Annotated in this window: 12 protein-coding genes; 10 read left to right on the top strand and 2 right to left on the bottom strand. The window is 64.0% G+C overall.

The features are described from left to right. Positions 1–3 precede the first annotated feature (3 nt). The 4 genes from AS156_RS07500 (at position 4) to AS156_RS07485 (ending at position 5,304) form a co-directional block, all read left to right on the top strand. A complete protein-coding gene (locus tag AS156_RS07500) occupies positions 4–1,320 on the top strand; it encodes an aspartate aminotransferase family protein (RefSeq protein WP_066502078.1) in 1,317 nt (438 codons plus the stop codon). A 19-nt stretch (positions 1,321–1,339) separates the two neighbouring features. Further along, entirely contained in the window at positions 1,340–2,587 is a 1,248-nt protein-coding gene (locus tag AS156_RS07495; RefSeq protein WP_066502075.1) for a Zn-dependent hydrolase, read from the top strand. Positions 2,588–2,634: 47 nt separating this feature from the next. Next, a complete protein-coding gene (locus AS156_RS07490) occupies positions 2,635–3,945 on the top strand; it encodes an ArgE/DapE family deacylase (RefSeq protein WP_066502064.1) in 1,311 nt (436 codons plus the stop codon). Positions 3,946–4,104: 159 nt separating this feature from the next. Next, positions 4,105–5,304 (top strand): adenylate/guanylate cyclase domain-containing protein, encoded by a 1,200-nt coding sequence (locus tag AS156_RS07485; RefSeq protein ID WP_066502062.1) that lies wholly within the window; start codon positions 4,105–4,107, stop codon positions 5,302–5,304. Positions 5,305–5,397: 93 nt separating this feature from the next. Here the strand turns inward: AS156_RS07485 and AS156_RS07480 are convergent, their stop codons facing one another. Together AS156_RS07480 and AS156_RS07475 are read right to left on the bottom strand one after the other, a co-directional pair. Beyond that, the gene (locus AS156_RS07480) at positions 5,398–6,273 is read right to left on the bottom strand and encodes a hypothetical protein (protein ID WP_136626075.1); all 876 of its coding nucleotides are present in this window, start codon (positions 6,271–6,273) and stop codon (positions 5,398–5,400) included. Positions 6,274–6,505: 232 nt separating this feature from the next. Then, positions 6,506–7,432: a LysR family transcriptional regulator gene (locus AS156_RS07475; protein WP_066502053.1), complete on the bottom strand. Its 927-nt coding sequence runs from the start codon at positions 7,430–7,432 to the stop codon at positions 6,506–6,508. Between the two features lie 107 nt (positions 7,433–7,539). Here AS156_RS07475 and AS156_RS07470 point away from each other — a divergent pair, with 107 nt between their 5' ends. From AS156_RS07470 to AS156_RS07445, 6 genes are all read left to right on the top strand, one after another. Then, positions 7,540–9,162 (top strand): FAD-dependent monooxygenase, encoded by a 1,623-nt coding sequence (locus AS156_RS07470; RefSeq protein ID WP_160331066.1) that lies wholly within the window; start codon positions 7,540–7,542, stop codon positions 9,160–9,162. Between the two features lie 2 nt (positions 9,163–9,164). After that, positions 9,165–9,947, top strand: coding sequence for an alpha/beta fold hydrolase (locus tag AS156_RS07465; RefSeq protein WP_066502047.1), 783 nt, complete (start codon positions 9,165–9,167; stop codon positions 9,945–9,947). Between the two features lie 24 nt (positions 9,948–9,971). Then, positions 9,972–11,435 (top strand): MFS transporter, encoded by a 1,464-nt coding sequence (locus AS156_RS07460; protein ID WP_066502045.1) that lies wholly within the window; start codon positions 9,972–9,974, stop codon positions 11,433–11,435. Positions 11,436–11,477: 42 nt separating this feature from the next. Beyond that, entirely contained in the window at positions 11,478–12,677 is a 1,200-nt protein-coding gene (locus tag AS156_RS07455) for a M24 family metallopeptidase (RefSeq protein WP_066502043.1), read from the top strand. Between the two features lie 319 nt (positions 12,678–12,996). Continuing rightward, positions 12,997–14,367 carry a hypothetical protein gene (locus tag AS156_RS07450; protein WP_136626074.1) on the top strand — a complete coding sequence of 457 codons (1,371 nt, stop codon included), beginning with the start codon at positions 12,997–12,999 and terminating at the stop codon, positions 14,365–14,367. 69 nt (positions 14,368–14,436) lie between these two features. Next, positions 14,437–15,261 carry a class I SAM-dependent methyltransferase gene (locus tag AS156_RS07445; protein WP_066502038.1) on the top strand — a complete coding sequence of 275 codons (825 nt, stop codon included), beginning with the start codon at positions 14,437–14,439 and terminating at the stop codon, positions 15,259–15,261. The last annotated feature ends 184 nt before the right edge of the window (positions 15,262–15,445 follow it).

Below are 15,445 nucleotides of genomic sequence, written 5' to 3'. Positions count from 1 at the left end.
CACATGGCCATGGTCAACGCCTTCACCGCCGAGGACTTTGCGCGGCTCAGTCCCGAGGAGCAGAATCTCATCGAGCGTCGGCAGCGCGTGCTCGGCACCGCCTATCGGCTGTTCTACGAGCGTCCGCTGCATATCGTGAAGGGCGAGGGCGTCTGGCTCTACGATGCCGGCGGCAACAAATATCTCGACGCCTACAACAACGTCGCCTCGATGGGACATTGCCATCCAAGGGTGGTCGAGGCGATCACGCGGCAGACCGGCATCCTCAACACCCATACGCGCTATTTGCATGAATCCATCATTTCCTATGCCGAGGCGCTGACGGCGACATTTCCTGCCGCGCTCAGCCAGGTGATGTTTGCCTGCACGGGCAGCGAGGCCAATGATCTCGCCGTGCGCATCGCGCGTCACGTCACCGGCGGCACCGGCATCATCGTCACGAGCCTCGCCTATCACGGCCTGACAAGCGCCGTTGCCGAATTCTCGCCGTCGCTCGGCGAGTTCGTGCATCTCGGCGGTCACGTCCGGGCCGTGCCGGCGCCCGATTCCTATCGCACTGCGCCGGGCGAGATGGCGGAGCGTTTCGGGCGTGATGTCCGGGCCGCGATCGCCGATCTCAAGCGGCACGGCATCAAGCCGGCGCTGCTGATCGTTGACACGATCTTTTCCAGCGATGGCGTGGTGGCCGATCCCAAGGGCTTCCTGAAGCCCGCGGTCGATGCCATCCACGAGGCCGGCGGTCTCTTCATCGCCGACGAAGTGCAGCCCGGCTTCGGCCGCACCGGCGATGCGATGTGGGGCTTCCTGCGTCATGGCGTTGCGCCCGACATGGTCACGATCGGCAAGCCGATGGGCAACGGCTATCCGATGTCCGGCGTCATTCTCCGGCCCGAGGTCGTGGCGGAGTTCGGCGAGCAGGCGCGCTATTTCAACACCTTCGGCGGCAATCCCGTGGCGGCTGCAGCGGGTATGGCCGTGCTCGATATCATCAGGGATGAAGGACTGCAGGCCAACGCGGCCGATGTGGGCACCTACATGCGCCGGGGATTGCAGCAACTCCGCCGCGATTTCCCGCAGGTCGGCGACGTGCGCGGTGCCGGCCTGTTCATCGGCGTCGAGATCGTCTCCGATCCTGCGGCGAAGACGCCGGATGCCGCAATGACGACGCGCCTTGTCAACGGGTTGCGGGAGCGCAGTGTTCTGATCAGTGCCTCGGGGCCGAACGCCAACGTGCTCAAGATCCGTCCGCCGCTGGTGTTCTCGCGCGACAACGCCGACACGCTCATCGCTGCGCTGCGCGACGTGCTTGCTTTGCTGTAGGGTTCAGGAGACGAACAAAATGCCCCAGCACGCGTCCGAGTTGCGGGTCGATGGCGATCGCCTCTGGGCTTCGCTGATGGAGATGGCCAGGATCGGGGCGACCGCGAAGGGCGGCTGTCGCCGGATCGCGTTCTCCGCGGAGGACGACGCCGCCCGCGCGTTGTTCAAGTCGTGGTGCGTGGAGGCCGGGCTCGATGTCGTGTTCGACCGCTTCGGCAACATGTTCGCGCGCCGTGCGGGACGCGAGGACGGTGCGCCCGTCGTGCTCGGCAGCCACCTCGATACGCAGCCGACCGGTGGACGGTTCGACGGCATTCTTGGTGTGCTGGCTGCGCTGGAGGCGGTGCGCTGCCTGAACGATGCCGCTGTGACGACGCGGCGTCCGCTGGTCATCGCCAACTGGACCAACGAGGAAGGCGCGATCATCCGGCCGATGATCGGATCGGAAACTTTCACGGGCGCACTGCCGCTGGCGGAGGCGCTTGCGCTGACCGATGACGCGGGGACGTCGATCAGCGAACTGCTCGCCGGAATGCAGAACGGTGCGGGACCGCTCGAAGTCGGCTTCCCGATTCACCGTTATCTCGAGCTGCATATCGAGCAGGGGCCGATCCTCGAGAACGAGGGCGGCCAGATCGGCATCGTGACCGGCGGCATCGGCTTCCGCCGCTACGTCTTCAATTTCCAGGGGCAGGAAGCCCACGCCGGCCCGACGCCGATGGAGAGCCGCAAGGATGCCATGGTGGCGGCAGCACGCGCCGTTCTGATGGCGGACACGGCCGCGCGCGGCAAGCCGGGTGCCCGCGCCACGATCGGCCAGTTGCACACGCGCTCCGGTTCGCCGAACACGGTCGCGGCCGATGTCGAGATGACGCTCGATTTGCGTCACGGCGATAATGCGGTGCTGGATGCGCTCGAGCAGGAGGTGCTGTCCGGCATCGCCCGCATGGCGTCGGATCAGGGCGTGTCGGTCAGCTGGCGCGAGGTGGCGAACTCCTCCGCGGTGCCGTTCGATGCCGAGGTCATCGCTGTCGTGGCCGATGCGGCCGGTGCGCTCGGTTATCGCAGCTCGCGCATGCTCAGCGGTGCGGGGCATGACGCCTGCCACATCGCCCGCAAATATCCTGCCGGGATGATCTTCGTGCCATCGGCGAACGGCCTCAGCCACAACGAGGCCGAATATACCGCGCCGGACGATTGCCGTGCCGGCGCCGATGTTCTGCTCCGCGCCGCGCTGCATTTCGCCGAGCCGGTCGGGCCCGCGTGATCCAGGCTGCGATCAAACGACAAAACGATTCGAGAGGATAATCTCCCGTGAGTGCCAAAAACGATACTGCCCGGACGGCCGAGATTCTTGCCGGGGTTGACGCCCTGTTCGACGAGCAGGTGCAGTTCCTGCAACAGCTCGTTCGGATTCCCTCGCAGCGCGGCGAGGAGGCGGCGGCCCAGGAGTTCATGGCGGACGCGATGGCCGGGCTCGGTCTCGAGATCGATAAATGGGTGATCGATGCCGACAGCATGCGCGATCATCCCGGCTTCTCACCGGTGTCGATCTCCTACGACAAGTCCTGGAACGTGGTCGGTACGCATCGCCCGAAGAAAGCGACCGGACGCTCGCTGATCCTCAACGGGCATATCGACGTGGTGCCGACCGGCGTCGCGACATCATGGGCCTACGGTCCCTATGAGCCCGTGATCAAGGACGACTGGATGTACGGCCGCGGCGCCGGCGACATGAAGTCGGGGCTCACGGCCAACCTGTTCGCGCTGAAGGCGCTGCACCGCCTCGGGCTGCAGCCGGCCGCAGCGGTGCATGTGCAGTCGGTGGTCGAGGAGGAGTGCACCGGTAACGGCGCGCTCGCCTGCGTCGTGCGCGGCTACACCGCCGATGCGGCCTTCATCCCGGAGCCGCTTGAGCCAAAGCTGCTACGCGGACAGATCGGTCCGATCTGGATCCGGGTCGAGGTCGCCGGCGCTCCCGGTCATGCGTCGGGCGACTTCGGCAAGGGCGCCGGCGCGATCAACAATGCCATCGAGCTGATCCAGGCGCTGAGCGAACTCGAGGTGCGCTGGAACGCGCGCAAGAGCGGCTATCCGCCGTTCCAGAACCATCCCCATCCGATCAACTTCAACGTCGGCCGCATCGAAGGCGGCGAGTGGACATCGAGCGCGCCGTCGGCCTGTGCCTTCGAGGTGCGGGTCGCGGTCTATCCCGGCCAGTCCACCGCCGACGCCTGCGCCGAGTTCGAGCAGTTCATCACTGAAGTGTCGGCGCGCAACCCGTTCCTCGCGACGCACCCGCCGAAGATCTCCTATCCCGGCTTCATGGCGGAAGGCTATCATCTGGTCGGGGCCGACGCGCAGGAGGCGGCGCTGCGCCGCAGCCATGCCGAGGTCTGGGGCGACGATCTCAAGGAGCACGCGTTCGCGGCCACCACGGATGCGCGCTTCTTCGGCCTCTACGCCGATTGCCCGACGCTGGTCTACGGGCCGTACTGCCGCAATCCTCACGCCTTCGATGAATGCGTCGATCTGGAATCGCTGCGCAAGGTGACCAAGACGCTGGCGCTGTTCATCGCCGACTGGTGCGGCCTCGAAGCGAAGGAAAGCGAGGCCCGTCACTAGGTCGTCACGATCGCAACCTTCCGCGTTCCGGGGTGCCGCCACGCGGTACCCCGCCCGCAACCTGTTGCGCACAATCGCAACGGAGTGTGTTGACGTCGTCGGGCGGAAGCCCGACATAGGCCATACCGCCGGATCCGGGTCACCGCTCAGGAGCAGGGTATGAACGCGCCGCCAAACATCGATTCCGTCGCCACGGACCCGGACAACGACGTCGTGCGCTGGCTGACGAACGAGACTCGCGAGCAGCGCTTCATCGACAATATTTTTGCCGAGCTGTGCGTGCGGCTGCAGCGCGCCGATGTTCCCATCAAGCGGGCGTCGCTTCATCTCCTGATCCAGCACCCGCAATGGCTCGGCGCCCGGATCCTGTGGGCCGACGGCACGCAGGACGCCGCGATCACGCGGGTCGACTACGATGTCAGGCAGCGGTCTGAATACATCGGCAGTCCCGTGGCGGAGATCCAGGACGGCGCCACCGAGATACGCGAGAATCTCGAACGCGATCCCGCACTTGGCCGCAAGCATGGCGTCTATGACGAGTTGCGGTCGAAGGGCCTGACGGATTATGTGGCGTGGCCGATGTACCACACGCTCGGCAAGCGGCACGCCGTGGCCTTCTCGACGGATCGGCCCGGCGGCTTCGACGATGCGCATATCGCGTACCTGTTGCGCGTGATGCCGATCCTGTCGCTGGTCAGCGAAATCCGGATGAAGAACCGGATGGCGCGGACGTTGCTCGAAACCTACGTTGGGACGCACGCGGGCGAACTCATCCTGGCCGGCGCCACGAGGCGCGGCAGCGGAACGACGGTTCATGCCGCGATCATGATCTGCGATCTGCGCGATTTCACCCGGATCTCCGACAACTGGCCGCGCGATGACGTCATTGGTCTTCTGAACGACTATTTCGACGCGATGTCGGAGCCGATTGCCCGGCACGGCGGGGAAATCCTGAAGTTCATGGGCGACGGTCTGCTCGCCATCTTCCCGCTCAGCCAGCCATCGGCCTGTGCCAACCTGCTGCATGCCGTGACCGAAGCGCGTCAGGCCATGGCCGCCCTGAACGAGAAGAGCCGCGAGAGCGGTGGTGCGCCGTTGAACTTCGGCATCGGCGTGCACGTCGGAGACGTCATGTACGGCAATATCGGGTCGCGCACACGGCTCGATTTCACCGTCATCGGCCCCGCGGTCAACATGGCCTCGCGCCTCGAAACCTTCACCAAGCAACTGGGGAAGACGGTTCTGCTGTCCCGCGCGTTCGCCGACCAGGTCGCAAACGATTTCGATCTCGAACGTGTCGGCGAATACCCGGTGCGCGGCTTCAGCGACCCGATCGAGTTGTTTGCCTATCACGGGTGAGGGCGGCGCCCTCGCGTGGCGTCGTGCGTGATCTCGACTCTATGGCGACCAGGGCGCGCTGACGATGAAACTTGGCTCATCGGCCCGGAACGGTCACGCCGGAAATAATTCGGGAGCCGAGTTGGGCAGAAAGGCGGGATCTGCAGATGCGAGAGGAGGCGAAGGGCGGATCTGCATGGACTCGAATTGATAGTATCTCTCGAGAATATCGGTATCCAGCATTTCGCGCTCCTGTGTGTAATAGCTGAAATGAGCGACGACCTCGTCGCCGATGATTTGCCCGGGCCGCTTTGTCAGCATCGGGAGAAACGCGGAGATGTGCTCCTCATCATCGACATCGAGCGGACAGAAGGCGTCACCGAGCGCGTTCCGGTCTCGGCCGAACACGCCCAGGCAATTGATCGAGAACCGTCCCATCGTCATCGTGGCGTCGGGGACGTGAAAGTCCTTGATCCGGTTGGCCTCGAGCCTGGTCAGGAAGGCGCGGTGGAGATGGACTGCAAATTCGGGGTTTTTCCAGCCGATTGTGCAGGCCGCCTGGCATGACAATGGAATCGAAGAAGAGATCTTCCCGTGGAACGACAAGAGCCAGGAGCAGATCGCGTTGTTGATCACCATCGGCGAGAACCAGATCGCGTTGGTTTGGCTTGCCGCGGCTTTCGCTGCAAAACGTCCGAAGAAGCCCTGAGGCAGGTAACAGATGTCGTCGTCGAGCTTGACGTAGAACGCGTCCGGATCGGTCATCGTGCGATAGAACTTGTTGATCGATCGGTTGTCGCCGTTTGAGTTCGGCAGCGAGACGATCTTGACCCTGGGGCCAGCCAGGGACTGGAGGTAGGTTCGGTCGGCAGGATCCCGGCAATTGTCCCAGAGATGCCATTCGGCGACCGTGTCATCGCTGAGAATATATTTGGCCAGCAAGTGAAGATATCTGCGGCGCCCGGCCGGCGTGACGGCGATCACCTTCATCATCGATCCCTTCGTCTCTCGATCGGTCCAGAGCGGCCGACCTTGGCAGTCGATGACGCGACGCTTGCGGCGACAGCGGAAGCTGACCGATCTCGCGGACACTGACCGACAAGCCGAAACATGACTTATAATTCGTTAACATCTCTCTACCTGGCGGTGACCCGGGTGGTAGCGCTGACCTGCCGCCAGGCAGGCGGCGCCGGGATCATCTCGCGCCGCATAGGGTGTGTACCTATCGACGAGGCCGATCAGGTCGCCCTGTTGGAGCGCTCGCGCGTTGCGCGGTCCGGATGATCCCGTCGTGGATCAGTTCGCTGCATATCTCCTTGAGCAGAGCCACTGTCTCGTGCGTTGCCCTGCTGATGGGCCGGCCACGCGGCACGGCGAGCACGCGTTCGGCGCGCATCCACGGCAACAGAGCCGCGGAGAGCCGGCCGGCCTCGATCTCCTGATAGATGCCGGAATAGGGCAACAGCGCGTAGCCGAGCCCGGACGCCACGATGCGCTTCATCGGCGTGCTGCTTTCCACGCGCACGAAAAAGGGAACTTCGGTGGGAAACGGCGTGCGGCTCAGCGGCAGGATGGCGCGCGGCAGGCGTTTCACGTCATTGACCGTCATCCTGCCCCGCTTGAGCAGGGGATCCTGTGGTGGGCCGATCAGAAACACCTGCTCTATTACCAGCGTCTCATAGGCCAGATGATCATTCGGCTGCGGCGCCGTGACGATCGCAAGATCGAGCTGGCCACGCAGCAGCCGGTCGCAGGCGAGCTCGGTCAGGGCCTCGCCGAGTTCGAGCTGGACGCGAGGAAAACGCTCGGCCGTGAGCCGGGCGAGGGGCGGATAGAATATCTCCGCCACGCTCGATGGCGCGCCGAGCCGCACCGTGCCGCTCGGCTCGCGGTTCTCGGTACGCACCTCGGCCTTGATGTCGTCGACCAGTCCGAGCAGCCAGCGTCCACGCTCCAGCAGCACCTTGCCCGACTCCGTCACCGCGACGCCGCGCGCGGTGCGTGTGAGCAGCGCGCCGCCGAGCTCATGCTCCAGCTCCTTGATGTGACGGCTGAGCGCGGACTGCGCGATGTTCAGCGCGCTGGCGGCAGCGCCGAAGCCGCCACGCTCGGCCACACCGATGAAATAGCGAAGCTGACGCAGGTCCATGCCGCCTCCATCTCGGAACGAGATGGGAAGCATATCAAACATATTCTTGTGAGATGTCAAAATGAGCGCATCCTCCGCCCAACAACGAGCAAGGGAAGGAAATGCTCATGGGCACCTCTGGCGAGGCGCTGCGGCGCACGTCGATCATGATCGTCGGTGGCGGGCCGGTTGGGCTCGCGATGGGGCTGTTGCTCGATCGCTTCGGCATCGACGCCATCATCGTCGAGAAGAGCCCGACCACGACCGATCATCCGAAATCGCGCGGCTGCTGGGTCCGCACCATGGAGATCTTCCGCCAATGGGGTATCGAGCAGGCGATCCGCGATCGCGGCCTGCAGGATTCCTCGGACATGTTCGTGCAGGTCGAGAGCATCGCGGGCCGCGAAATCAGCCGCTCGCGCCCGGAGCCCAATCTCGGCCAGACCCCGGCCTGGAAATCGCTGGTCGCGCAGGATGCGGTCGAGGAGGAGATCTACAAGGTCATCGAACACTCGAACCTGGTGCAGGTGCATTTCTCGACCGAATTCGTCGGCTTCGAAGAAGTCGAGGACGGCGTCGTCTGCGAGATCCGCTCGGTGGAGACCGGTCGGACCGAGCGTTGGCACGCCAGATATCTGCTCGCCTGCGACGGCGCCGGCAGTCAGACCCGGCGCAGCGCCGGCATCGATATGGTGGGACCGGCGACGCTTGCCGTGATGCTCAACGAATATTGGCGCGGCGATCTCTCGCGCTTTCCGATCACGCGTGAGGCTGCTGGTTATCAGGTCTACAGCGACCAGCCGGGCATGCCGCGGCGAGCCGGCATTCTCAACACGAACGGCCGCGATCGCTGGCTGTCGGTGATCCAGATCGGCGAGGAAAAGGATGAGCGGCCGCGGCCGTGGACGGATGCGGAGACCATCGAGATCATCCGGACTCATGCTGGAGTCCCCGACCTCGACGTGACACTGCTCAACCGCTCGATCTGGCGGATGAGCAAGCAGGTCGCCGCGCGGTTCCGCAAGGGCCGCGTGTTGGTGGTCGGCGACGCCGCGCATCGCTTTCCGCCGACCGGCGGCTTCGGCCTGAATTCGGGCGTGCAGGATGCCCACAACCTCGCCTGGAAGCTCGCTTATGTGTTGCGCGGGCTTGCCTCGGAGCAACTGCTCGAGAGCTACGATGTCGAGCGCCGCCCGGTGGCACAGTCGAACGCCGATTTCAGCTACGGCAATTTGATCCGCTTCCGCCGCCTCGACGAGGCCGTGCGTTCAGGCAATGAGGATCGCATCCGTTTCTGGGTCAACGACCTCGACAACCATCTGCACTCGATCGGCCAGGCGCTCGGCTTTTCCTACGAGGAGGGCGCAGTGGTGCCCGACGGCACGCCGCGCGGTGGTCACCTGACACGAACCTACTTTCCATCCGACCGTCCGGGCGGACGTTTTCCGCACCTCTGGCTCGACATGGCGCGCAAAACCTCGACGCTCGACTGGTTCGACAAGGAATTCACCGTCGTTACCGGGCCGCTCGGTGGCGAATGGCTGGAGGCCGGCCGTGATGTTTCCGAAAAGCTCGGCATCCCGCTCAGCCTGCAGCAATTGCCGAATGCGCACCAATCCGACGGCATCCAAATGGGTCTGCGCGGCGCCGTGGTGGTCCGGCCCGACGGCCACGTAGCCTGGCGCATGCCTTACATCCCCCAGGATCCCGCGCGCGAGCTCGCCGGCGCACTGCGAACCGTGTTGCATTAGCGATGGAGAGCGTCGAGGCCAACGGCATCTCGATCAGCTTCAAGCGCAGCGGCGAGGGACCGCCGCTGTTCCTGCTGCATGGCGCGGAAGCCGATCATTCCATGTTCGATGCGTTTGGTGCCGCGCTCCTGCGGCATTTCACCGTCATCGCCTATGACCAGCGTGATTCCGGAGCCGCGCGCAATCCGCCTGTGTCTTATGGCCTCGGCGAGCTCGCCGACGATCTCGCCGCCCTGATCGCAGTGCTCGGCTATGCGCGCGCCCATGTCTTCGGAACCTCGTTCGGCGGCGCGATCGCGCAGGTGGCTGCCGTTCGTCACCCGGCTCGGATCGATCGCCTGGTGCTCGCTTCGACCTTCCGCGTCGGCGTGCCCGTCGCCTCGATCAACCCCGAAGGCTTTCCAAGGTTTGTCGCGCTACGCGCAGGCCTGCCGGAGAGCCTGCCGGCCTTCGCCGAATATTTCTTCACGCCGAGCTATATCGCAGCCCATCCGGAAGCGCTCGCCATCTTCACCGCCAGCAAGCGTGACGCGGGACAAAAAGAGCGCCGCGGCGCAGTGCTGGCGCAGCCGATCGAGATATCGCTCGGTGCGATCAAGGCGCCCACGCTGATGTTGGCAGGAAGCGAAGACCGCCTCATTCCGTCAACGCATACGCTGTCATTGGCAGGCGAGATTCCGGGCGCCCGCAGCGCGATCATCGATGGCGTCGGCCATGTCGGCACGATCCAGGATCCGGCGGCGGTGGCGGCGCAAGTGAGGGCCTTTCTGCAGAGCGAAAACTAAAGCAAATCGTGGAGGAGGACGATCATGGCGGAGTTAGGGGAGGATCTCGTCACTGCCTATGACGGTGCGCCGCTCGATGCCCGTTACTGGACCAGTATCGCGCTCGGCATCTCGACCAGCGTCTTCGATTACTTCGACTACTTCGTGGTCGGCTTCCTCGTCGCAGTGCTGGCGCCGCAATGGCAGCTCACGTTCGGGCAGACCTCGCTGATCCTGCTGAGCGCCGGCGTCGGTGCTATCCTGGGCTCGCTGGCCTGGGGCGCGCTCGCTGACCGCTACGGCCGCAAGACGCTGCTGGTCGCCGGCGTCACGCTGTGTGCGCTGAGCTCGGGCTCGGTCTCGCTGATACCCGACGGCGCCTGGATCACCTTCGCGACGCTGCGTTTCTTCGTCGGCTTCGGTGTCGGCGCTGCCGCCTCGGTTGCCGTGCCCCTGATCGTCGAATATACGCCGACGCGTCACCGCACCCTCGTGACCAGCGCCACCGTCATCCCCGTCTCGCTCGGTATTCTCGCGGCCTCGCTGTCGGCCGCGACCCTGCTGCACCAGATCGGCTGGCGCGGCCTTGCCGCGCTTGGCTTTCTGCCGTTGTTGCCGGCGCTGTTCATCGGTCTGATCATGCCGGAATCCGTGCGCTGGCTGGTGTCGCGGGGCCGCGATGCGGAGGCACGCCGCATCGTTGCACGTGCGCTCCGGGTTGCGCCCGATGCATTGCCACCGCCACCGGCGATCGCGACAACCGCCAAGCCGCAAAGCGCGAGTTTTGCGGAACTGCTGCGCGAGCCCAGGCGGGTCTGGTTGACGCTGATCATCTGGTTCGGGGCCAGCACGGCGAATTACGGCGTGTTTCTCTGGGGCCCGACGATCGTCGCTCTGCTGATGGGCGTGTCGACGGTCGAGGTCGCTCATCTGTTCGTGATCGTTTCGCTCACCGGCATGATCGGGCGCGCCATTTTCTCCGTGCTGGCGCCGCGGATCGGGCGGCGGCGTTGCGGGGAGATCATGGGTTATGGCATCGCGTTGTCGCTCGGTGCCGCGGGACTGTTCTTCGACCGGACGCTGTTCGGTTATCCCGCCTTCGTGGTGCTCCTGGTGCCCGCAGCGTTGTTCTTCGACGGCGGCTTTTCCAACATCGCGCCGTACTCCGCCGAGATCTTTCCGGTTCGCCTGAGCGCGCGTGGCGTGGGGCTGGCGCAAGCTGCCAATGGCGTTGGCAAGATCGCAGGTCCGTTGTGTCTTGCACTGATTGCCGGCACCTCGAACCTGATCACGCCCAAGGCCACCATCGACGCCGTGACGCCGGCGTTTCTGTTCCTCGCGACATGTGGACTGGCGATCGGGCTTGCCTTCACCTTGCTTGGCGTCGAAACCCATGGCCGTCCGCTTGCGTTGGAGGGGCCGTTGCCCGGCGACAGCACGGGAACAGTTGCCGTTCAACTTGGTCGCGAGGCAGAGGGCGGCGTTGCGGCACGACCGACGCCGTCATAGCTGTTGTCCAATCGTCGTCATAACAAGAGAAGGAAGCGCACCATGCAGGACAGCATCCAGACGCGAGCGGCCTCCCGGGCCATTCCCTTCGACACAGACAAGCTTGACCGGCTGATGGAGGAGGCGGGTCTCGATGTGCTGCTCGTCACCTCCAAGCACAACGTGCAGTACATGCTCGACGTGGAGCGGGCGATCTTCTTCGACTACATGGATGCGCTTGGCATCAGCCGCTATCTGCCGGTCGTGGTCTATGCCAAGGGGGCGCTGGACAAGGCCGGCTATGTCGGCCACGGGCTCGAGACGCACCAGCGGGAGGTGGTGCGCCCCTGGGTGCCGACACTGAAGACCTCCGGCAACGGCAGCTTGGATGCGATCGCGACCGCCGTGCAAATGATCCGCGCCAACGGCGTGCCGGCCAGGCGCATTGGCGTAGAGACCGCCTTCCTGCCGATGGATGCGGGCAAGGCATTGCAGGATGCGTTTCCCAACAGCGAGATCAAGGATGCGCTGTTCGTGTTGGAGCGGCTGCGTGCGGTGAAGACGCCGGCCGAGCTCGCCAAACTGCGCGCCGCTTCCGAACGCGTGACCGAAGCGATGCTCGATGTGATTGCCCATCACGGCCCCGGCACCACCAAGCGGGAGCTGTTCGAAGCGCTGCGGGTTGCCGAGGTGAAGCGCGGGCTGACCTTCGAATATTGCCTGCTCGCCTCGGGCACCAGCCACAACCGTGCGCCGTCGGAGCAGCGCTGGGAAGAGGGGGACGTCCTCTCGCTTGATTCCGGCGGCAATTATCACGGCTATATCGGCGATCTCGCTCGCATGGCGGTGCTGGGCGAGCCGGATGCCGAGTTGAAGGACCTGCTTGCCGAAATCGATGCCGTGCAGCAGGCGGCTTTTGCCGTGATCAAGCCGGGTGCGATGGGCGGTGTGATCTATACCGCAGCCGAGCGTGCACTGAAGCAGGCGAGCCAGCGCGACAATACCGAGTTCCTGGCCCATGGCATGGGCCTGGTCAGTCACGAAGCGCCGCGGCTGACCGCCACGGGCCCCGTTCGTTACGATGCTGCCGATGCCGGCCGTCCGCTCGAACCCGGCATGGTGATCTCGGTCGAGACCACGATGAAGCATCCCAGGCGCGGCTTCATCAAGCTGGAGGACACGATCGCCGTCACTGCGAGCGGGTACGAGATGTTTGGCGAAAACGGCCGTGCGTGGAATCTCGGCGGAGTGCCGACACGCTGAGAACGACTGCATCGAGCCGCGTGCACGATCTGATGCCGCAGGCTTCACTAGCAGCATCTTTGCAGTTTTCGCCCCCGGTGTTGGCGGACATGGCGGAATGGCCGGTCGGCCGCGGCGACGTTCGGAGGCGAGTTGGCAGACGAGGGCCGTGTCCGCTAAGCGTGCCTCGTTGCTTGCGATTGCCGGCGCAGCCCGATCCGCAAGACGGCCAGCCTTGATCTCCCGGCACGGTTTCCCTGCCTGCGAGCCCCTCCAGGCCATTGCCCGGACCGGCCCTGCGGGTTAAGGCTCTGCGTGTTTGGAAACCGCGGAAACGACCATGTTTGAGGCAGCCAGGGCAGTTCTGCGACGATACATCGCGCTCGCCACCTTCCTGGGAAGCTATTTAATCCTCACGGTGGTGGGGAACCTGCTCTTCTTCTCGCCCATCGGGGATCAACTCGGCAGGCACTCGGTCCTCGGATTCTCGATCAGGAACTTCAAGACGGCGGGGACGGCGGGCTTTTGGATCCTGCTGCTTCTGCCGTTCATCGTGGCGCCCGCTGTTGTCGAAGCTGTCAGGCGCATTGCGGCGCCGTGGCTCATCCGGCACGGACAAGGCCTGCCTGAGCCATCAAGAGTTGCGTATCTTGCTCTCCTGCTCGCGTTCTATCTCTTCGCCTTGACTGCGCTCTGGCGGGCGGACGCCGTTCATCTCTTGACCCGGGCAACTACCTATGAAGATGCCCTGAGAGATCGATTTCTGCTGCTGGCCACCTTGGGTTTCTGGCCCCAGATGGTCATCAAATCAGGGCTGGTCACGCTTTCGCTGTTCGGGCTGATCCAGACTCTCACGAAGCGGGATCCTTTCTGGCTCATCATTGCAGCTTTCAACCTGGTTGCTGTCTCGGCACTCCTCATTCTCCTGAACATGAAGTGGCCGCTGGTCCTGTATTACGGCCTGAATGTGGTGGCGATCCTTCTTTATGCGAGGCGCCCGCTTGTTCCGGGGATTTCCTTCGCGGCGCTCGCGGGCACAGCTTACTTGCTCATTTCGTTCGCGCTGCTGCGCGTGGTGCCGATGCCAACGATACATGTTGAGATCGCCGATATCGGCGCTCAACCGGGCCATCCGGGCCGAGGGCGGATCGAGACAAGCATTGCACCGCCCTTGAACGAGACAAGCGTTGCACCGCCCTTGAAGGAGGCCGCAGTGATGCCGCTTCTTGCGATTTTCAATCGCATGGCACTGCCGTTTCCATTCTACTATGACGTCTTCACCGGTGAACCGGGCAAATGTGGAACCCTCGTCGACCGCATCAAGCGGAAGACAAACCCCTGTCAGCCCAGTACTCTGGTCTATCAAGAGATGTTCGCGGACCAGTTTGCCGGCATCGGTACCGCACCGCAGGCGGTTCACATCACCGGATATGCACTCTCGGGATGGGCCGGCGCGCTGATCGAAATCATGCTGGCATCCGCGATCATGGGATTATTTGCGGCGCTTTCGGAACTTCGCGGCCCCCTCGTTGATACCGCAAGCATCATCGGTGCCATGGCGGGATACTTCTTCTCTCAACTGCCGTTCGAAGGTCCGATCATCTATGATCACGGCATCCTCTGGTGTGGAATCGTGCTGGCCTTTCTTGCTGCCGCCGGCGCACTCGGCACACTTGGTTCCGGCATGAGCAGGGAACCGCGCACAAGCTGATTGCGCGCGGTTGACTCGCTCGCCGAATGGTTGCGAGACTGGCTTATGTCGAGAACAGAGAGCCGCTCCATGACAAATTCGGCCGTTCAAGAATTCTGGGATGCTGCGGCATGTGGAGAAGTCGCCTACGCCCTGGGAGACACACCGGCGGAACGCTTCGCCAATCAGTCGTTGGAGCGCTATCGGCTCGAGCCCTTTATCGAGAAGTTTGCCGCCTTCGATGAAGGCCTCAACGTCGCTGTGCTCGAGATCGGCGTCGGCATGGGCGCAGATCACGAACGCTGGGCGCGGAGCGGACCGCGCCGCCTTTGCGGGATCGATCTGACACCGCGCGCAATCGAGCTGACGTCCGAGCGCTTTGCATTGCAGGGCCTCCACTCCGAACTCCAGGTCGGAGACGCCGAGCATCTTCCTTTTGCTGATCGGACCTTCAACATGGTCTATAGCTGGGGCGTTCTTCACCACTCGAACGATACGCCGCAGGCGATCGGCGAGGTGGCACGCGTGCTGAGGCCGAACGGCTTTGCGCGCATCATGATCTACCATAAATGGTCGATTGTCGGGCTGCTGCTCTGGCTTCGTTACGGTCGGCTTTCATCGAGCCTTGAGTCGATCTACGCGAAGCACCTCGAAAGTCCTGATACGAAGGCCTACTCCAAGAGTGAGGCCACGGCCATGTTTGAAGCCGCTGGACTGAAGATTGTCGCGATGGATGTCGAGCTCAGCCCCGGCGATCTCCTTGCCGGAGGCGCAGGACAACGTCACAAGGGTCGGCTCCTCTCGACGCTTCGCCGACTGTGGCCGCGCCGCCTGCTGCGCCTTTTGGCGCGCCCACTCGGTCTGTATCTCATGATCTGGGCGGTACGACCGGCGAACGTGCGCGCGGGTTCGTAAACCTTGGTGGGCCCCGGCAGGACTCGAACCTGCAACCAGACCGTTATGAGCGACCGGATAAGTGCTGGGTTCGTTGATTTTGCCTTGTTTTCGTTTGCTTTTGATCGCGTTTGTTACGCTTTGGCGAGGTCGTTTCTGGTGCGAAACCGGTGCGGCGCTGCTCCGGCTTTCGGTTGCCAGCCAG

It is taken from the genome of Bradyrhizobium macuxiense (genome assembly GCF_001542415.1).
GTDB lineage: Bacteria > Pseudomonadota > Alphaproteobacteria > Rhizobiales > Xanthobacteraceae > Bradyrhizobium > Bradyrhizobium macuxiense.
Note: the sequence above shows the minus strand (reverse complement) of the source record. Positions and strands in the feature narration are given on the sequence as shown.

Bases quoted from the DNA above. Each gene is read 5' to 3' on its own strand.
- AS156_RS07465 (WP_066502047.1), top strand. From the start codon at position 9,165: ATGGAGAGCGTCGAGGCCAACGGCATCTCGATCAGCTTCAAGCGCAGC.
- AS156_RS07475 (WP_066502053.1), bottom strand. From the start codon at position 7,432: ATGGACCTGCGTCAGCTTCGCTATTTCATCGGTGTGGCCGAGCGTGGC.
- AS156_RS07450 (WP_136626074.1), top strand. From the start codon at position 12,997: ATGTTTGAGGCAGCCAGGGCAGTTCTGCGACGATACATCGCGCTCGCC.
- AS156_RS07500 (WP_066502078.1), top strand. From the start codon at position 4: ATGGCCATGGTCAACGCCTTCACCGCCGAGGACTTTGCGCGGCTCAGT.
- AS156_RS07445 (WP_066502038.1), top strand. From the start codon at position 14,437: ATGACAAATTCGGCCGTTCAAGAATTCTGGGATGCTGCGGCATGTGGA.
- AS156_RS07480 (WP_136626075.1), bottom strand. From the start codon at position 6,273: ATGAAGGTGATCGCCGTCACGCCGGCCGGGCGCCGCAGATATCTTCAC.
- AS156_RS07455 (WP_066502043.1), top strand. From the start codon at position 11,478: ATGCAGGACAGCATCCAGACGCGAGCGGCCTCCCGGGCCATTCCCTTC.
- AS156_RS07470 (WP_160331066.1), top strand. From the start codon at position 7,540: ATGGGCACCTCTGGCGAGGCGCTGCGGCGCACGTCGATCATGATCGTC.
- AS156_RS07485 (WP_066502062.1), top strand. From the start codon at position 4,105: ATGAACGCGCCGCCAAACATCGATTCCGTCGCCACGGACCCGGACAAC.
- AS156_RS07495 (WP_066502075.1), top strand. From the start codon at position 1,340: ATGCCCCAGCACGCGTCCGAGTTGCGGGTCGATGGCGATCGCCTCTGG.
- AS156_RS07460 (WP_066502045.1), top strand. From the start codon at position 9,972: ATGGCGGAGTTAGGGGAGGATCTCGTCACTGCCTATGACGGTGCGCCG.